The sequence below is a fragment of the Roseicella frigidaeris genome (assembly GCF_003258945.1).
GTDB lineage: Bacteria > Pseudomonadota > Alphaproteobacteria > Acetobacterales > Acetobacteraceae > Paracraurococcus > Paracraurococcus frigidaeris.
Window position 1 is genome coordinate 448,064 of record NZ_QLIX01000002.1, and the last position, 17,328, is coordinate 465,391.

The following is a 17,328-nucleotide window of genomic DNA, read 5'->3' on the forward strand; positions in this document are numbered from 1 at the left end:
AGTTGTCCCCAGCGATCGGGACAAGCCTGAGGACAAGTTGTGAGGAATGGGCCGCAACGCCTTGGTTTGTCATGCGGGTTCTTCAGGCGTTCGCGGCCCGTCCGGGCCGCTGGCGGTTTCCTGCTGGACCGCGGCCTGCAAGCCACAACAGGGGGCCATCGGCTCGCGGCGCGGGCGGCATCGGATGCGATGGTTCAGGGGCTTGCCGGGAGAGGCATGGCGCGGCGCGTCCTGGCGCGGAAAAATTCACCGTCGCGGGCGCCGGGCCGGCGCCGGCCCGGCCCGCGGCTTATGCACAGCCATCGGGGCAACCCTCTGGAAAGCTTCGGGATGGCGTGTTCAAGCCTTTGAACAGGAACGGCAATTTTTGCCCGTTTCGGAGCCGTTCGGAGCGGGTGGAGGCCCGGCCGCGAAGGCCGGGTGGTCCCGCCCGGCCCGCCATCGCGCCCCGGCGCTCAGTCGCGGTAATCCGCTTCCTTGCGGTCGAGGATCCGCTTCAGCGCGTCGAAATGCCATTCGGCATTCGAGCGGTCGCCATAGCGCGGCGCGGTCTTGCGATAGGTGCTGATCGTGTGGTCCACGACCTCCTTCGGCAGCATCTTCAGCGGCCGGTTGGTCCACATCGCATAGAGCTGCACCTGCGCCACGCGCTCGGCGTAGTAGAGCCGGTCATAGGCCTCGGCGACGTTGCGGCCGACCGTGGCGATGCCGTGGTTGGCCATCATCAGCACCGTCTTGTTGCCGATCACCCCGGCCAGGCGCTCGCCCTCCGCCGGGTCGAAGGCCGGGCCGGTGTAGAGGTCGTCATAGGCGGTGTTCATGCTGGTCCCGAGCTCGGTCTGACCGATCGGCAGGATCTGCGGATCCTCGAGCCGGGCGAGGGCGCTCGCATAGGGCATGTGGGTGTGGAACACCGCGGCGGCCGTCGGCAGCAGCCGGTGCATCGGCGCGTGGATGCAATAGGCGCTGCGCTCGACATGCCCCTCGCCGGCGAGCAGGCTGCCATCATAGCCGACCTCTATGAAGCAGGAGGCGGTGACCTCCGACCAGTGCAGGCCGAAGGGGATCTGGTAGTAGCGGTCCTCGGTGCCCGGCACGCGCAGGGTGAAGTGGTTGAAGATGCCCTCGTTGAAGCCGTGCATCACCGCCAGGCGGTGCGCGGCGGCGAGGTCGATGCGCGCCTGGCGCCGCTGGTCGGCGATGGCGAGGTCGGGGGCGGCATGGGTTTCGAGCGGCATGGGGGAGGGACCTTCCTGGTGACCCGCCCGATGCTAGTCCTGTCGGTCGTCTGACCAGAAGCCCCCAAAGCGCATCCCGATCGCCCGCATGGCGATGCCCGCTGCCGCGTCCTCAGCCCGGGAAGAGCCGCTCCCGCGCCTCCGAGATCACCCGCAGCGCGTCCGGGGTCAGGTCGTAGAGCGGCAGGTCCTCCGGCGCCGCCCAGGCCACGGCGGCGACGTCGTCCCCGGGCCGCGCCTCGCCGGCCGACCAGCGGCCGCAATAGTCGATGATGGTGTAGTGCCAGCGCACCGCGCCGGCCTCGTCGCGGCTGATGGAATCGAAGACGGCGGCGAGTTCGAGCGGCCCCACCTCGATGCCGGTCTCCTCCATCAGCTCCCGCCGCGCCGCCGCCTCGGCGCGCTCGCCGACATGCTGGGCGCCGCCGGGCAGCGACCAGCTCCCCTCGCGCGGCGGCTTGCCGCGGCGGACGAGCAGCACCTGCTCGGCGCCGCGCTCGCCGGTGAAGGCGACGACGCCGATGCCGACCCAGGGCCGGTCGGGATATTCCCGGCTCATCGCGCCGGCGCCCCGGCCGGCGGCGCCTCCGGCGCGGCCTCCCGCGGCTTGAGGTCGTCGAGGCGCGGGGCGAAGGCCTTCAGCTTCCAGACCCCGACCTGATAGACCCAGGGAGCCCATCGGGCCGCGAGCCGGGCGCCCTCCTCGCTACCCTCGGCCCGCAGCCGGATCCAGACATTCCCCTCCTCGAGATGCGGCAGCACCGTCACGCCGAGCCCGTCCGACAGCGTGAACCGGCTTTCGGCGACCGGCTCGCCCGGCGCCTCCGCGGCCGGCTTCACGTCGAGGAAGGTCAGCATCTCGAAGGCGCGGGCGATCTCGTCCAGCGCGGCTTCGTCCGCCGGCATCCCGGCGGGCTGCTCGACCTGCAGCTTCGCCTCGGGCCCCTCGCCGCGGGCGAGGACCAGCGCCGGCTCCCCGTCCCGCCGGATGGCGACGCGGCGCACCCGCTCCTCCGGCAGGTTGGCGATGTCGCGGTCGAGCCAGAGCTGCGGATCGGCATCGGCGGCGAGCCGTCCCTCCGCCAGCCAGGCCTGGTCCTCGCCCGGGCGGCGAACATAGATGCTCTCCGGCACATTGCCCTGGGTGCGGACGCGGCGACGGCCGAGGAGCAGCTCGGCGAGCGGGCTGCCGGCGTCGTCGAGGATGCGGAGCAGCAGGGCGGTGCTGCCGGGCCGGCCCGGATCGTCGACGCCGAGCCGGCCATACTGCTCCGGATCGCTGGTCCGCGGCTCGGCCAGGCGCAGCTCGGTCAGCCCGACCAGCATCTCCCGCAGCTTCTCCGGCCGCACCGGGTAGCCGCCCTTCTCGGGCAGCACCCAGACCTCGCCCTGCCGCGCGAGCAGGAGGGTCGCGTCGCTCTTGCGGATCTCGATGCGGGTTGCCCGCTGCAGCCGCTCGGCGAGGCCGGGGAAGGCGAGGCCGCCGGCCGCCATGTCGCGCCGCTCGGCCGGGCGCGGCGTCAGCAGGAGGGCGCCGCCGAGCGCGGCGGCCGCCGCGCCGCCGAGCAGGAGGAGGGTTCGACGCTGCATCCCGGCCTCCTCAGCCCCGCGCCGCCGCCCGGCGCCGCGCCCGCACCACGGCGAGGCCGATGGCGAAGAGCGTCAGCAGCGCCGGAACGAGGGCGATGTTGACCACGCGCAGCCAAGTCTCGAGCCCCTCGATATCGCGCCGCAGCTCGAGCTGCACGGCGCGGAGCTGCCGGCGGGTGGCGATGATCTCCTCCCGCGCCTGGTCGATTTCAGCCCGCTGCTCGGGCGTGATCACGCTCTGGCCGCGCTCGCCGCCCGCACCAGTGGGGGTTCCCTGGCGCAGCTCGCGCAGCCGCCGCTCGGTCTCCTCGAGCTTCTTCGTCAGCTGCTGCTCGGTCTGCCGGTACTCGGCATCGGCGGTGCGGCGGATGTCCTCGACCAGGGTGAAGGGCCGCAGGCTCTCGCCGCGGGAGCGGAGCGAGATCAGCGCGTCCGAGCCGGCGAGCGTATCGACCAGGTTGCCGACCAGCGGCCCGTTGCCGCTGAAGGGCGTCGCCACCGGCTGGCCGAAGAAATCCTGCACCCGCACCCAGAAGCGGTCCTCCAGGATGTCGGTGTCGTTGACGACGACGATATTGGCCGGGCCGGCGGTGCGGGGGAGGAAGGCGGGGAGGTCCTTCGGCCGCTCCTGGCCCTGCGGCGGGGCGGGCGGCCCATCCGGGAAGGCCGAGGCGAGCTCGCCGCGCAGCCGGGCGGCGATGACATGCCGCGCGCCGCCGCTGCGGAAATCGGCCAGCAGCCGCACCGGGTTCGGCTGCTGCCGCACCTTCTCGGCCTCCACCAGCTCGCTCTCGGCCGAGGAGGTCAGCAGCGGCGTGAACTCGACGCTCGCGCCCTGGCGCTTGCGCAGCTCGCCGGCCGAGGCGACGGTCACCTGGTCGAGCTGGGCGAGGGCGACGTCGTCGCGGTTCAGGCTGTCGCCCTGCAGGTTGTACCAGGCGAGGTAGTCCACCGCCTGCACCCGGTCGCCCGGCCCGGCGCGCACCCGCCAGGCGCCGCGCAGGTCGAGCACCACCTTGTCCGAGGGCGCCTCGACGCCCCAGGCGTTCAGCAGCCGGTCGAGGGAGGAGGCGGTGTCGGCGGGCGGCTGGCCGGTCGGGCCGGGGCGGCTCGCCTGGCTCTCGCTATGCGGATCGACCAGCAGGAGGAGCTTGCCGCCGCGCATGACGAACTGGTCGATGGCGTATTGCGTGGCGTCGGACAGGTGCTGCGGATGCGCCACCACCAGCACCTGGATGTCCGGCTCGATCACCTGCGCATCCAGCGGCACGTCCTTCACCGCGAAGAATTGCCGGAGCTGCGTCATCACCACCTGCGGCCGGCCGAGCTGCGGGTCGCGCAGCATCATCGCCCGCGGGTCGCCGTTCAGCGGCAGCGGCGTCATCACGCCCACCACCGGCCGCGCCGGGTTGGACAGGTCGTAGACGAGGCGCGTCAGGTCGTATTCCAGGAAGCGCTCGCGGTCCGGCTGCAGGAAGGGGATGGCCCGCTCGTCATCGACGAGGTTGCTGCCGGAGAGGCCGAAATAGACCTGCTCGCCGGACTGGTCGACCGGCACGCCCTGCAGGCCGAGCGCCATGGCGCGGTCCTCGAGCTCGGAGAAGGGCTCGGGGTCGTAGAGCTCGAGCCGCAGCTTGCCGTCCGAGAGGGCGACGTATTCCTGCAGCATTTCCCGCACCCGGTCGGCATAGGCGCCATAGAGCGGGATCGCCGCGCCGAGGCGCCGCGAATAGAAGAGCCGCAGGGTCACCGGGTCCTTCAGCCCGGCGAGCACCTGCCGCGTGCCCTCGGACAGCGTGTAGAGACGCTGCTCCGTCAGGTCGAGCCGGGCCCGCGCCAGCAGCCGGTCGGCCAGCAGGTTGATGCCGACCGCGAGGCCGGCGGCGGCCAGCAGGCCAAGGGCCGAGGACCAGAGGCGGCGCGAGCCGGAGCCCGCCGGGGCGGGGGCTGGCCGGCCGGCCGGCGAGGGGGAGGCGCGCATGCGTCAATCCGCCTTCCGGTGGTCGAGCACCACCGCGTTGACGAAGAGGAAGAAGCCGATGAAGGAGGCGAAATAGACCAGATCCCGGGCGCCGACGACGCCGCGGGTGAAGCCGGTGAAGCGGTCGGAGATGGAGAGGCCGCGCGCGATGTCGGCCAGCACCGGCAGGCGCTGCGTCAGGAACTCGGTCACCACCGGGCTGCCGGCGGCGGCGAAGACGAAGCAGAGGGCGACCGCGAGGACGAAGGCGACGACCTGGTTCTTGGTCAGCGCCGAGACCGCCGCGCCGAGGGCGAGATAGGCCCCGGCGACCAGCAGGCAGCCGAGATAGCCGGCGAGGATGACGCCGTTGTCCGGGTCGCCGAGCACGTTGACGGTGATCCAGATCGGCACGGTGAGGGCGAGGGCGATGCCGCAGAACAGCCAGGCGGCGAGGAACTTGCCGAGCACCGCCTGCCACTGCGCCAGCGGCAGGGTGAGCAGCAGCTCGATGGTGCCGAGCCGACGCTCCTCCGCCCAGAGCCGCATGGTCAACGCCGGCACCAGGAACAGGAACAGCCAGGGGACGAAGGTGAAGAAGGGCTGCAGGTCCGCCTGGCCGCGGCCGAAGAAATTGCCCATCGTGAAGGTGAGGGCGCCGGCCATCACCAGGAAGATGACGATGAAGACATAGGCGACCGGCGTGGCGAAATAGGCCGCCAGCTCGCGCCGCGCCACGGTGAGCGTCGCGCCCATCAGGCCGCCTCCCGCCGCGGCGCGGCCTCGCCCAGCGTCAGGCTGCGGAAGACCTCCTCCAGGCTCTGCCCCTCGCGCTCGAGCACCGAGGGCGGCGCATCCACCACCACCCGGCCGCGGGCGATGATGATGGCGCGGCTGCAGACGGCGGCGACCTCCTCGAGGATATGCGTCGAGATGACGATCGCCTTCTCGGGGGCCATGCGGCGGATCAGCTCGCGCACCTCGTGCTTCTGGTTGGGGTCGAGCCCGTCCGTCGGCTCGTCCAGCACCAGCACCGGCGGGTCGTGCAGCAGCGCCTGGGCCAGGCCGACGCGGCGCTTGAAGCCCTTGGACAGGGTCTCGATCGGCTGCAGCCGCACCCCTTCGAGCTGGGTGAGCCGCATCGCCTGGGCGACCCGGTCGCGCAGCGCGCCGCCGCGGAAGCCGCGGATGCGGCCGGTGAAGCCGAGGAAGCCCTCGACCGTCATCTCCGGATAGGTCGGCGCCCCCTCGGGCAGGAAGCCGAGATGCCGCTTGGCCGCGACCGGCTGCGCCACGACATCGGCGCCGCAGATCCGCGCCGTGCCGGCGCTCGGCGGCATGAAGCCGGCCAGCATGCGCATCGTCGTCGACTTGCCGGCGCCGTTCGGCCCGAGGAAGCCCAGCACCTCGCCACGATCCACCGTGAAGGAGACGTCGTCGACGGCGGTGAAGCCCCCGAAGCGCTTGGTCAGGCGCTCGATTTCGATCAGCGCGGCCAAATCCGGTCCCCCCGTTCCGCCTGGATCAATGGCGCGCCGGTCCCGGCCGCCGGTCGGCCGATGTACCCTGCTGGCAGGGCTTGGCAAGGGGAGCGGCACCCTTGGGTTGCAACCGAGTGTGACGATCGCCTCATCCGGCGCCGAGCGTCGCCATCGCCTCCTCCCGGCCGAAGAGGCGCAGCAGCAGCCGCGCCGCCTGGCCGCGCGGGCCCTGCAGCAGCGGGTCCTTCTCCAGCAGCAGGGCGGCGTCGCGGTTGGCCATGATGATCAGCCCCTCCTGCGCCTCGCCCTCGGCCAGGCCGAGGCGGAAGACCGGGGCGCCCGATTGCCGGGTGCCCAGCGCCTCGCCGCTGCCGCGCAGGCGGAAATCCGCATCGGCGATGGCGAAGCCGTCCTCGGTGTCGCGCAGGATCAGCAGCCGCTCGCGCGAGGCGAGGCCGAGAGCCTCGTCATAGAGCAGCATGCAGTAGCTGGCGGCGGCGCCGCGGCCGACCCGGCCGCGCAGCTGGTGCAGCTGGGCGAGGCCGAAGCGGTCGGCATGCTCGACCACCATCACCGTCGCCTCCGGCACGTCCACCCCGACCTCGATGACGGTGGTCGCCACCAGCAGCCGCGTCTCGCCGGCGGCGAAGGCGCGGAGCGCCTGCTCGCGCATCGCCGGGTCCAGCCGGCCATGCGCCAGCCCGACCTGGCCGGGGAAGCGGGCGGAGAGCTCGGCGAAGCGGGTCTCGGCGGCGGCGATGTCGATGGCGTCGCTCTCGGCGACATGCGGGCAGACCCAGTAGACCCGGGCGCCGCGCTCGATGGCGCGGGCGATGCCGGCCACCACCTGGTCGAGCTGGCGGAGCCCGTGCAGCGTGGTGGTGACGGGCTGCCGCCCGGCCGGCTTGCCGGAGAGCCGGCTCACCGCCATCTCGCCCCATTGCGTCAGCAGCAGGGTGCGGGGGATCGGCGTCGCGGTCATCACCAGCATGTCCGCCGCCTCGCCCTTCTCGGCCAGCAGCAGCCGCTGCGCCACGCCGAAGCGGTGCTGCTCGTCCACCACGGCAAGGCCGAGATCGTGGAACTGCACCCCCTCCTGGAACAGCGCATGGGTGCCGACCACGACCTGCACCGCGCCGCTGGCCAGGCCGCCCAGCACCCGGCGCCGCTGCGCCCCCTTCACGCTGCCGGCCAGCAGCTCCACCCGCACCTCGGCCGCGGTGCAGAGCCGGTCGAGGGTGCGGACATGCTGGCGCGCCAGCAGCTCGGTCGGCGCCATGAGCGCGGCCTGGGCGCCCGACTCGACGGCCCGCAGCATGGCGAGCGCCGCGACCAGCGTCTTGCCGGCGCCGACATCGCCCTGCAGCAGCCGCAGCATGCGGTGCGGCGCGGCGAGGTCGGCATCGATCTCGGCCAGGGCATGCGCCTGGGAGGGGGTGAGGGGATGGCCGAAGGCGGCCAGCGCCCGGGCCCGCAGCCTGCCGTCGCCCGCGAGCGCCCGCCCGGCGCGGTGCCGCACCCGGCGGCGGACCAGGGCGAGGGCGATCTGCCCGGCCAGCGCCTCGTCATAGGCGAGCCGGGTGCGCACCGGCGGCGGGGGCACCCGCTCCGGCTGCTGCACCTGCCGCAGCGCGGCGGCGAAGCCCGGCCAGCCCTCGCGCCGCAGCAGGGCGGCGTCCTGCCATTCCGGCAGCTCCGGCAGCCGCTCCAGCGCCGCCGCCATCGCCTTCGCCACCTGCGACAGGCGGAGGTCCTTCACCAGCGGCCAGACCGGCTCCAGTTCCGGCAGCCCCTCCGGGCCGGTGGCCGAGAGCGGGTTGATCATCGACCAGATCCCGCCCTCGGTCTTCACCTTGCCGGCGAAGAGCCGCACCGTGCCGGGCGGCAGCAGTCGCGTCAGCCAGTCGAGGCGGCCATGGATGTACCGGATCAGCAGCCGCTTGCCCGCCGCCTCGGTCTGCACCTCGACATAGGGCCGGCCGAGACGCGAGCGGGCGGCGCGGAGCGAGACGACGAGGGCCGGCAGGATCACCTCGACCTCGATCGGCGCCTCGACCGGGCTGTCGATGCGCAGCCGCTCGGCATAGCGCTCGGGCAGGTGGAAGAGCAGATCGAGGACGCGCTCGCCGCCCACCGCCTCCCGCAGCCGGCGGGCGATCGCCGGCCCGATCCCGGGCAGCGTCGCCAGCGGCGCCAGGAGCGGCCCCAGCAGCGGATCCAGGAGCGGCGCCGGCGGATCGGCCGGATCGGAGGCCGCGGTCACGGGCCACGCCCCCGGCAACTTCCCCTGGCCTTGGCGCGTCGGGCTGACAGGATTCCCATCGCCCCCTATATGCCAGCCGCGCAGCCCCGTGACGACATGCCGACCGACACCGAATCCCTCGACCCCCGCCGCCGCCGCCTCCTGTTCCGCGCGCATCATCGCGGCACGAAGGAAGCCGACCTGATGATCGGCCGCTTCGTTGCGACTCATATCGCCGGCTTCTCCGAGGCGGAGCTGGACGAGCTGGAAGCGGTGCTGGAATACCCCGATGTCGACCTGGCCGACTGGCTCTCCGGCCGGCGACCGATCCCCGAGGCGTGCCGCAGCCCGATGCTGGACCGCATGGCGGTGGAATGCGCCGGCAGCGGCGCCGGCCTGCCGGCGGATCTCCGCCCGCAATGAGCGGGGCGGGGGAGGGGTCGGGACAGGGTCTCACCGTCCATGGCGCGCCGGAGGGGTTCGATGCGCTGCTGCTGGCCCGGCGGCGGGCCGAGACGGCGGGCGCGGTGCTGCATGTCTGCCGCGACGACGCCCGCACCGCCCGGCTGGTCGAGGCGCTCGGCTTCTTCGCCCCCGAGGTGGAGGTGCTGCGCTTCCCGGCCTGGGACTGCCTGCCCTATGACCGGGTCTCGCCCAATCCCGAGATCGTCGCCGAGCGCGTCGCCACCCTGACCCGGCTGCTGGAGCCGGCGGAGCGGCCGCGCATCCTGGTCACCACGGTGAACGCGCTGGTGCAGAAGGTGCCGCCGCGCGAGGTCTTCCGCGACGCGACCTTGCAGCTGCGGAAGGGGGGCCGGGTCGCGCCGGAGAGGCTGACCGCCTTCCTCGAGGCGAATGGCTATGGCCGCACCGGCACGGTGATGGAGCCCGGCGAGTATGCGGTCCGCGGCGGCATCATCGACCTCTTCCCGGCCGGCGAGACGGACCCGGTGCGCCTCGACCTGTTCGGGGACGAGATCGAGAGCCTGCGGCATTTCGACACCGGCACGCAGAGGAGCGGCGCGGCGCTGTCCTCGCTCTGGTTGCGGCCGGTGGGCGAGGTCTTCCTCGACGAGGCCTCGATCGGGCGCTTCCGCACCGCCTGGCGCGAGCTCTTCGGCAATGCCGCCGCCGAGGACCCGCTCTATGTCTCGGTCAGCGCCGGGCGGCGGCATCCCGGCCTGGAGCATTGGGCCGGGCTGTTCCATGCCCGCATGGAGACGCTGCTCGACTACCTGCACGCGGAGGGCGCCGCCGCCTCGGTCAGCCTCGACCACCAGGCGGAGGAGGTGCTGGCCGCCCGCCTCGAGATGATCGAGGACCACTACCAGGCGCGGCGGCAGCCGGTGCGGAGCAGCGAGGGCGAGGTGCCCTATCGCCCGGCCCCGCCCGGCAGCCTCTATCTCACCCGCAGCGCCTGGGACCGCATGCTCGCCGGCGGACCGTTGCTCCGCTTCTCGCCCTTCGCCCGGCCCGACGGGGCGGCGGGGGTGGAGGCGGGCGGCCGCCCCGGCCGGCTCTTCACCGAGGTGCGGGCCGCCGGGCAGAACGTCTTCGCCGCCTATGCCGAGCATGCGAGGGTGATGCTGGAGCAGGGCCGCCGGCCGATCGTCGCCGCCTGGACCCGCGGCTCGCGCGACCGGCTCGGCAACCTGCTGCGGGAGAACCGGGTGGCGGCGCAGGCGGTCGAGGATTTCGCCGCGCTGGGCCGGCTGCCGCCGGGCGTGGTGGGGCTCGCGGTGCTCGGGCTGGAACGCGGCTTCCTCGCCCCTGCCGCGGCCACCGGGACCGGCTTCGGCCTCTCGGTCGTCGGCGAGCAGGACCTGCTCGGCGAGCGCATCGCCCGGCCGCCGCGGCGGCGCCGGCGGGCCGACCAGTTCATCGCCGATGCGACCGGGATCGAGCAGGGCGACCTCGTGGTGCATCAGGACCACGGCATCGGCCGCTACGACGGGCTGGAGACGCTGCAGGTCAGCGGCGCGCCGCATGACTGCCTGCGGCTGCTCTATGACGGCGGCGACAAGCTCTTCCTGCCGGTCGAGAACATCGAGGTGCTGTCGCGCTTCGGCTCGGAGACGCAGGGGGTCGCGCTCGACAAGCTCGGCGGCTCGAGCTGGCAGTCGCGCAAGGCGCGGGCCAAGCAGCGCATCCAGGACATGGCCGGGCAGCTCATCCGCATCGCCGCCGAGCGGGCGACGCGGGAGGGCACGCTGGCGACCCCGCCCGAGGGGGTGTGGGACGAGTTCTGCAGCCGCTTCCCCTTCGCCGAGACCGAGGACCAGCAGCGCGCCATCGCCGACGTGCTGGAGGACCTCGCCTCCGGCCGGCCGATGGACCGGCTGGTCTGTGGCGATGTCGGCTTCGGCAAGACCGAGGTGGCGCTGCGCGCCGCCTTCGTCGTCGCCATGTCCGGCGCCCAGGTGGCGGTGGTGGTGCCGACCACCCTGCTGGCGCGCCAGCACGCCCGCACCTTCGCCGCCCGCTTCGCCGGCTTCCCCATCGCCGTCGCCCAGCTCTCGCGCATGGTGACGGCGAAGGAGGCGGCCAAGGTGCGGGAGGGGCTGAAGGACGGCACGGTCAACATCGTCATCGGCACCCATGCGCTGCTGGCCAAGAGCGTCGAATTCGCCGATCTCGGCATGGTTATCGTCGATGAGGAGCAGCATTTCGGCGTCGCCCACAAGGAGCGGCTGAAGGCGCTGAAGACCGATGTCCATGTGCTGACGCTGACCGCGACGCCGATCCCCCGCACCCTGCAGCTCGCGCTCACCGGCGTGCGGGAGATGAGCCTCATCGCGACCCCGCCGGTGGACCGGCTGGCGGTGCGCACCTTCATCATGCCCTGGGACGGGGTGGTGCTGCGTGAGGCGATCCAGCGCGAACGCTTCCGCGGCGGGCAGATCTTCTGCGTCGTGCCCCGGCTCGAGGACATGGAGAAGGTCTCGGCCCGGCTGCGCGAGATCGTGCCGGATGCCAGGGTGGCGGAGGCGCATGGGCAGATGCCGCCGACCCATCTCGAGAAGGTCATGACCGAGTTCGGCGACGGCAAGCACGACATCCTGCTCGCCACCAACATCGTCGAGAGCGGGCTCGACATGCCGGCGGTCAACACGCTGATCATCCACCGCGCCGACATGTTCGGCCTGGCGCAGCTCTACCAGCTCCGCGGCCGGGTCGGGCGGGGCAAGCAGCGCGGCTATGCCTATCTCACTTGGCCGGCGACGCACCGCCTCTCGGCGGCGGCGCAGAAGCGGCTGGAGGTGATGCAGACGCTGGACAATCTCGGCGCCGGCTTCACCCTGGCCTCGCACGACCTCGATATCCGCGGCGCCGGCAACTTGCTGGGCGACGAGCAGTCCGGCCATATCCGGGAGGTGGGCATCGAGCTCTACCAGCAGATGCTGGAGGAGGCCGTCGCCGACCTGAAGGCCGGGCAGGGACGGAAGCGCTCCGAGCTCGACCATGCCGGCGCCTGGACGCCCAACATCAATCTCGGCTTGCCGGTGCTGATCCCCGAGGAGTATGTGCGCGACCTGCCGGTGCGCCTCGGCCTCTATCGACGCATCGGCTCGCTGGCGACCGAGGCGGAGATCGAGGCCATGGCGGCCGAGCTCGCCGACCGCTTCGGGCCGCTGCCGCCGGAGGTGGAGAACCTGCTGCAGGTGGTGGCGATCAAGGCGCTGTGCCGCGAGGCGGGGGTGGAGAAGGTGGATGCCGGGCCGAAGGGCGTGGTGCTCGGCTTCTTCCGCAACCAGTTCCGCAACCCCGGCGGGCTGGTGAGCTGGGTCTCGGCGCAGAAAGGGCTGGTGAAGCTGCGGCCGGACCACAAGCTGGCCCTGCTGCGGGAGATGGAGCTGCCGCAGCGGGTGCGGGTGGCCAAGGACCTGCTGGTGGCGCTGGCGAAGGTGGCAGGCCAGGCGAAGGCGGCGTGACCGCGGCCGCCCGGGCCGTCAGCCCTCGACGAGCGCGACGTCGAGGAGCCGTTCCAGCACCTCCGGCTCCTGCGCCCCCGCGATGGCGTGGCGCCCGGCCACCACGAAGCAGGGCACGCCGTTGATGCCGAGCCGATGCGCCCGCAGATTGTCCGCGTGCACCGCCTCGACCTCCGCGACGGTCGCCAGGAAGCGGCGCGCCGCCGGGGTGTCCAGGCCGAGGCGGCCGGCGATGCCGGCCAGCACGGACGCATCGCCGATATCGGCGCCCTCGGTGAAATAGGCCTCGAACAGGGTATCGACCATCGCATCGGCCATGCCGAACCGTCCGGCCCAGCGGACCAGCCGGTGCGCGTCCAGCGAATGCGGCACGCGGCGGATGCGGTCGAAGCGGAACTCCAGCCCCTCGGCGCGGCCGAGCTCGGCGATGGTGCCGTGCAGGCGGCGCGCCCGCTCCTCGCCGCCGAACTTGCGCACCAGGTATTCCTGCCGCGGCACGCCCTGCGGCGCGAGGTCGGGGTTGAGCAGGAAGGGGCGCCAGACGAGCTCGGCCACCACGTCCGGGCGGCTCCGCAGCATGCGGCGCAGCCGCCGGATGCCGAGGCAGCACCAGGGGCAGACCAGATCGAAGACCACCTCGATCGGCAGGCGGGTACGGGGCGGGGCCAGGATGTTCACGCCGGCATCCTAGAGCAGATCGCGGCGGGCCGGGAACGTCTCTGCCAGGGCAGCGGGCGAGGGCGGCGCCGCCGCCGGGCGGCCGCGCGGGCCTGCGCGGAGCCGATGGCCGACAGGCACGGTCTCAGGGCGAGGTGACGACCTGGTTGCCGCCAGCCTCCTGCGCCGCCGCCAGGGCCGCCCGGGCGCGCCCGATCAGCTCCTCCGCCGAGCTGCCCGGCCCCCGGCCCAGCGCCAGGCCGAGGCTGCAGCGCAGGGTGAGCGGCCCCCGCGGGGATTCGAGCGGCGTCGCCTCGAGCAGCTGCCGAAGCCGCTCCGCCGTGCCCTGGGCATGCGCGCTCAGGGCCTCGGCGATGCAGACGCAGAATCCCTCCGGCAGCCGGCCGACGAGGTCATGGGTCCGCAGGCCGCCGCGCAGCCGGTCCGCGACCCCGAGAAGGGCAGCATCGGCAAGCTGCGGACCGTATTGCGCCAGCAGGCCATCGAGGCCGTCGATCCCGATGGCGAGCAGGGCGACACCCGGCCCCATCGGCTCGGACAGGTCCAAGGCAGCTTCCACGAAGCGGCGCATCGCCGGCATCGTCACCGTACCGGTCAACGCATCCTGCTGATCGCGCCGGTCCCGATCGATCATCATGTCCTTGGCCCATCTATCCATGCGCAGCATCATGCCGAGCGCGATTGCCGGATGATTAAGATCGTGACCGTTGCGCAACTTCCTGCCGCCGCCCGGGCGACTCCGTCGCCGCGGCCAGGCACCGGTGCCGCGGGCCAGCGGGAAGCGTCCTCCGCCGGTTTGGTTTCATAGTGCAATGGAATGGCCGCCCGTGCCGCCACGAGGCGCCGGCGGGCAACGGCATGCAGGTGAAATTCTCCCCTGACTCAACAGCTTACAGGCGAGCGCGCGGCAGCGGCGGCGCCTGCGTGAGCCGCGCCCGGCCGGGCCGGGCCGTTGCAGCCAGGGGACCGGGCGCCCGCCGGGCGCCGCCCGATGGGCTTATTGCCTTGCAACAGCCGAACACCCGTGATTCCTAGGAGCCCGCCACGCGACAGGGGGACCCATGTCAGCCACCACCACCGCCAAGTCGACCGCCAAGGCGACCACTACGACCACGCTGAAGCAGATGGCCGCCGGCCTCGCCGAGAGCAACGACCTGCCGAAGAAGACGGTGGAGACCGTCCTCAACGGGCTCGTCGCCGAGGTGATGAAGCACCTGCAGGCGGGCGAGAAGGTCCGTCTCACCGGCCTCGGCATCCTGCAGGTCAAGAAGCGCGCGGCGCGGACCGGCCGCAACCCGGCGACGGGGGCCGAGATCCAGATCGCCGAGAGCAAGAAGCTCGCCTTCACGGCGGCCAAGGAAGCCAAGGAAGCGATCTGACGCGACGCGATGCGGGAGGGCAGGACCGGCCGTTCCCGCATCGTCCTGGCAGGGCCCGATAGGCCTTCCACCCACGCCCCATGCCAGGCCCGCAGCCCGGCAGCCTTGCCCGACGCGTTGGATGCGGCGCGCAATCGGCTCGCCGCCGGCGCCCCGACGCTCCACTCCGGGCCGCCCCGACCCACGAAATCGTGCGCTGCACAGCGCCGCAACCGGGGAACGGCCCGGAGCCGGACCCGTTGTGCATCGCAGCAGCCGCGCCCGTTCGGCGCCCTGCTTTGGACGTTTCCTCCCTGAACTCTGCGGCGCCCTCGTGGCGCCGCTTTTTTTGTGTCCGCCAGGCCGCAGGCGCATGCCCGCGAGCGTGGAACCGGCCGCCGCAGGCGCAAGCTAATTGCAAACAATTCTCATTCGCGATAACGCCACGCCCTAATCCGAGACGGGTCTGGAGTTTGCGATGCTGTGCAGGGGTGGTGGAAGGTTTCAACCGATCAACGTGTTGCCTGGCCTGCTCCTCCTCTCGGGGGTCACGCTGTCCGGACAGGCCCTCGCCCAGGCCGAGCCTGACGCGGCGGGATCGTCGCGGCCGGTCGATGTCCGGCTGCCCGAGGTCGATGTCACGGGCCAGGCCGAGACGGGGCGGGGCCCCGTCGCCGGCTATGTGGCGCGCACCAGCACCGCCGGCACCAAGACCGACACGCCGGTGCTGGAGACGCCGCAATCCCTCTCGATCATCACCCGTGACCAGATGGACCAGCAGAACGTCCAGACGCTGAACGGGGCGGTGCGCTACACGCCGGGCGTGACGCCGGAGACCCGCGGCGGCATCGCCACCCGCTACGACATGCTGAAGGTGCGTGGCTTCGACGCCGACACCTACTGGAACGGCATGAAGCTCATCGGCAACGGCTGGTACGGCGTGCCGCAGCTCGATCCCTTCCTGATGGAACGGATCGAGGTCCTGCGCGGGCCCGTCTCGGTGCTCTACGGCCAGGCGGCGGCGGGCGGGCTGCTCAACCAGGAAAGCAAGCGGCCGACGCTGGAGCCGCTGCGCCAGATCGGCCTGCAATTCGGCAATTTCGAGCATGCCCGGGGCACCATCGACCTCTCCGGCCCGCTCGACGCCGATCGACGCTTCCTCTACCGGATCACCGCCATCGGGCGCACCGAACAGGGGCAGATCGAGACCACCCGCAACCAGCGCCTCGCCATCGCGCCCTCCTTCACCTGGCGGCCGGATGACGACACCACGCTGACCCTGCTCGGCCTCTACCAGCACGATCCGCGCAACACCTCCTACGGCGCGGTGCCGCCGGTGGGGACGGTGCTGTCCAACCCCTATGGCCGGCTCAACTACCGCTTCTACGATGGCGACCCGAATTTCGAGAAGTTCGACCGCACCCAGGCCTCGCTCGGCTATGAGTTCGACCGGCGCCTCGGGGCCGACTGGTCGGTGCGGGCGACCGGCCGCTGGTTCCACATCGACCAGGACTACAAGAGCGTCTATTCCAGCTTCCTGCAGCCAGACGACCGCACGCTGAGCCGCGGCACCGCCTATTCCACGGACCAGCTCAACACCTACACGCTCGACAACCAGCTCCAGGGCCGCTTCGTCACCGGCCCGCTCAGCCACACCGTGCTGGCCGGCTTCGACTACCAGCACCTCAACAGCGCCTACCGCACGGGCTTCGGCGCCGCCCCGACGCTCGATCTCTTCGCGCCGACCTACTACCAGCCGATCGTGGCGCCCGACCGCTACCGGGTGCGCATCGACGGCAACCAGTATGGCCTCTACGCCCAGGACCAGATCCGGCTCGGCAAATTCGTCCTGACGCTCGGCGGCCGGCAGGACTGGTTCGACACGCTGACCCGCAACCTGACCTTCGAGACCCGGGCGAAGCAGTCCGACAGCGCCTTCACCGGCCGCGTCGGGCTGACCTATGTTTTCGACAGCGGCATCGCGCCCTATGTCAGCTACTCGGAATCCTTCACGCCGCAGAACGGCACCGACATCAACGGCAAGCCCTTCGATCCCGAGCGCGGCCACCAGTACGAGATCGGCATCAAGTACCAGCCGCGGAGCTTCGACGCGCTCTTCACCCTGGCCCTGTTCGAGCTGACGCGCCAGAACCTGCTGACCACGGACCTGACCAACCCGAATTTTCAGAGCCAGTCCGGCGAGGCCCGCTCGCGCGGCGTCGAGCTCGAGTCCAGGGTCAGCCTGACCGAGCGGCTGAACGTGGTGGCGAGCTACACCTATCTCGACACCACCTACACCAAGGACAGCAGCGGACTGCAGGGCAAGTACCTGGCGGCGGTGCCGCAGCACCAGGCCTCGGGCTGGGCCTATTACACCTTCGGCGAGGGCCCGCTCTCCGGTCTCTCGGCCGGCGGCGGCGGCCGCTACACCGGCTCCACCTACAGCGCCGACAACAGCTTCAAGGTGCGCAACTTCTTCCTGGTCGACGCCACGATCCGCTACGACCTCGGCCGGCAGATCCCCAAGCTCCAGGGCGCCCAGCTCTACGTCAACGCGCAGAACCTGCTCGACAAGCACTACGTCGCCTCCTGCTACTACGGGACGTGGTGCGCCTATGGCTATGGCCGGCAGGTCTTCGCCGGGCTGACCTATCGCTGGTAGGGCCATCACTGGCCGGGGCTCCTGGCGGGCCCTGGCGGATGGGGTGGGATTCGAACCCACGGCAGGCTTGCACCTGCGGCGGTTTTCAAGACCGCTGCCTTAAACCACTCGGCCACCCATCCGGCACCGGCGCAGATGCCGCCGGCCGCCGGCCCGGGTCAAGCCCGCCGGCCCCAGGGCCGGCGGG

Annotated in this window: 13 protein-coding genes and 1 tRNA gene; 4 read left to right on the forward strand and 10 right to left on the reverse strand. The window is 72.1% G+C overall.

Annotated elements, in window-relative coordinates:
- Positions 1-455 precede the first annotated feature (455 nt).
- The 7 genes from DOO78_RS04925 to recG form a co-directional block, all read right to left on the reverse strand.
- A complete protein-coding gene (locus DOO78_RS04925; RefSeq protein WP_111468602.1) occupies positions 456-1,238 on the reverse strand; it encodes a class II aldolase/adducin family protein in 783 nt (260 codons plus the stop codon).
- A 112-nt stretch (positions 1,239-1,350) separates the two neighbouring features.
- Positions 1,351-1,797, reverse strand: a complete 447-nt coding sequence (locus DOO78_RS04930) for an NUDIX hydrolase (RefSeq protein ID WP_111468603.1) — start codon at positions 1,795-1,797, stop codon at positions 1,351-1,353.
- Positions 1,794-2,828, reverse strand: a complete 1,035-nt coding sequence (locus DOO78_RS04935; protein ID WP_111468604.1) for a DUF4340 domain-containing protein — start codon at positions 2,826-2,828, stop codon at positions 1,794-1,796. The genes DOO78_RS04930 and DOO78_RS04935 overlap by 4 nt, the downstream gene beginning before the upstream one ends.
- Before the next feature lie 10 nt (positions 2,829-2,838).
- The gene (locus DOO78_RS04940) at positions 2,839-4,809 is read right to left on the reverse strand and encodes a Gldg family protein (RefSeq protein ID WP_111468605.1); all 1,971 of its coding nucleotides are present in this window, start codon (positions 4,807-4,809) and stop codon (positions 2,839-2,841) included.
- Between the two features lie 3 nt (positions 4,810-4,812).
- Positions 4,813-5,544: an ABC transporter permease subunit gene (locus tag DOO78_RS04945; RefSeq protein WP_111468606.1), complete on the reverse strand. Its 732-nt coding sequence runs from the start codon at positions 5,542-5,544 to the stop codon at positions 4,813-4,815.
- A complete protein-coding gene (locus DOO78_RS04950) occupies positions 5,544-6,287 on the reverse strand; it encodes an ABC transporter ATP-binding protein (protein ID WP_111468607.1) in 744 nt (247 codons plus the stop codon). Before DOO78_RS04950 ends, DOO78_RS04945 begins: the two co-directional genes overlap by 1 nt.
- A gap of 130 nt (positions 6,288-6,417) precedes the next feature.
- Positions 6,418-8,532, reverse strand: coding sequence for an ATP-dependent DNA helicase RecG (recG, locus tag DOO78_RS04955; protein ID WP_243634372.1), 2,115 nt, complete (start codon positions 8,530-8,532; stop codon positions 6,418-6,420).
- A 96-nt stretch (positions 8,533-8,628) separates the two neighbouring features.
- On the opposite strand from recG, the gene DOO78_RS04960 reads away from it, so the two are divergent.
- Positions 8,629-8,934, forward strand: coding sequence for a succinate dehydrogenase assembly factor 2 (locus tag DOO78_RS04960; protein WP_111468731.1), 306 nt, complete (start codon positions 8,629-8,631; stop codon positions 8,932-8,934).
- Entirely contained in the window at positions 8,931-12,443 is a 3,513-nt protein-coding gene (gene mfd, locus DOO78_RS04965) for a transcription-repair coupling factor (protein WP_243634373.1), read from the forward strand. Before DOO78_RS04960 ends, mfd begins: the two co-directional genes overlap by 4 nt.
- A gap of 18 nt (positions 12,444-12,461) precedes the next feature.
- Here mfd and DOO78_RS04970 read toward each other — a convergent pair whose 3' ends face one another.
- Together DOO78_RS04970 and DOO78_RS04975 are read right to left on the reverse strand one after the other, a co-directional pair.
- Positions 12,462-13,121 (reverse strand): DsbA family oxidoreductase, encoded by a 660-nt coding sequence (locus DOO78_RS04970; protein ID WP_207802788.1) that lies wholly within the window; start codon positions 13,119-13,121, stop codon positions 12,462-12,464.
- A gap of 124 nt (positions 13,122-13,245) precedes the next feature.
- Positions 13,246-13,836 carry a GGDEF domain-containing protein gene (locus tag DOO78_RS04975; RefSeq protein ID WP_128080000.1) on the reverse strand — a complete coding sequence of 197 codons (591 nt, stop codon included), beginning with the start codon at positions 13,834-13,836 and terminating at the stop codon, positions 13,246-13,248.
- 346 nt (positions 13,837-14,182) lie between these two features.
- Between DOO78_RS04975 and DOO78_RS04980 the strand changes: the two genes are divergently transcribed.
- Positions 14,183-14,500 (forward strand): HU family DNA-binding protein, encoded by a 318-nt coding sequence (locus DOO78_RS04980; protein ID WP_111468611.1) that lies wholly within the window; start codon positions 14,183-14,185, stop codon positions 14,498-14,500.
- 496 nt (positions 14,501-14,996) lie between these two features.
- Positions 14,997-17,141 (forward strand): TonB-dependent siderophore receptor, encoded by a 2,145-nt coding sequence (locus DOO78_RS04985; protein WP_207802789.1) that lies wholly within the window; start codon positions 14,997-14,999, stop codon positions 17,139-17,141.
- A gap of 32 nt (positions 17,142-17,173) precedes the next feature.
- Here DOO78_RS04985 and DOO78_RS04990 read toward each other — a convergent pair.
- Positions 17,174-17,263, reverse strand: a tRNA-Ser gene (locus tag DOO78_RS04990).
- Positions 17,264-17,328: the final 65 nt, after the last annotated feature.

Coding starts and splice junctions, on each gene's coding strand:
- DOO78_RS04925 (WP_111468602.1), bottom strand. CDS start 1,238: ATGCCGCTCGAAACCCATGCCGCCCCCGACCTCGCCATCGCCGACCAG.
- DOO78_RS04930 (WP_111468603.1), bottom strand. CDS start 1,797: ATGAGCCGGGAATATCCCGACCGGCCCTGGGTCGGCATCGGCGTCGTC.
- DOO78_RS04935 (WP_111468604.1), bottom strand. CDS start 2,828: ATGCAGCGTCGAACCCTCCTCCTGCTCGGCGGCGCGGCGGCCGCCGCG.
- DOO78_RS04940 (WP_111468605.1), bottom strand. CDS start 4,809: ATGCGCGCCTCCCCCTCGCCGGCCGGCCGGCCAGCCCCCGCCCCGGCG.
- DOO78_RS04945 (WP_111468606.1), bottom strand. CDS start 5,544: ATGGGCGCGACGCTCACCGTGGCGCGGCGCGAGCTGGCGGCCTATTTC.
- DOO78_RS04960 (WP_111468731.1), top strand. CDS start 8,629: ATGCCGACCGACACCGAATCCCTCGACCCCCGCCGCCGCCGCCTCCTG.
- mfd (WP_243634373.1), top strand. CDS start 8,931: ATGAGCGGGGCGGGGGAGGGGTCGGGACAGGGTCTCACCGTCCATGGC.
- DOO78_RS04980 (WP_111468611.1), top strand. CDS start 14,183: ATGTCAGCCACCACCACCGCCAAGTCGACCGCCAAGGCGACCACTACG.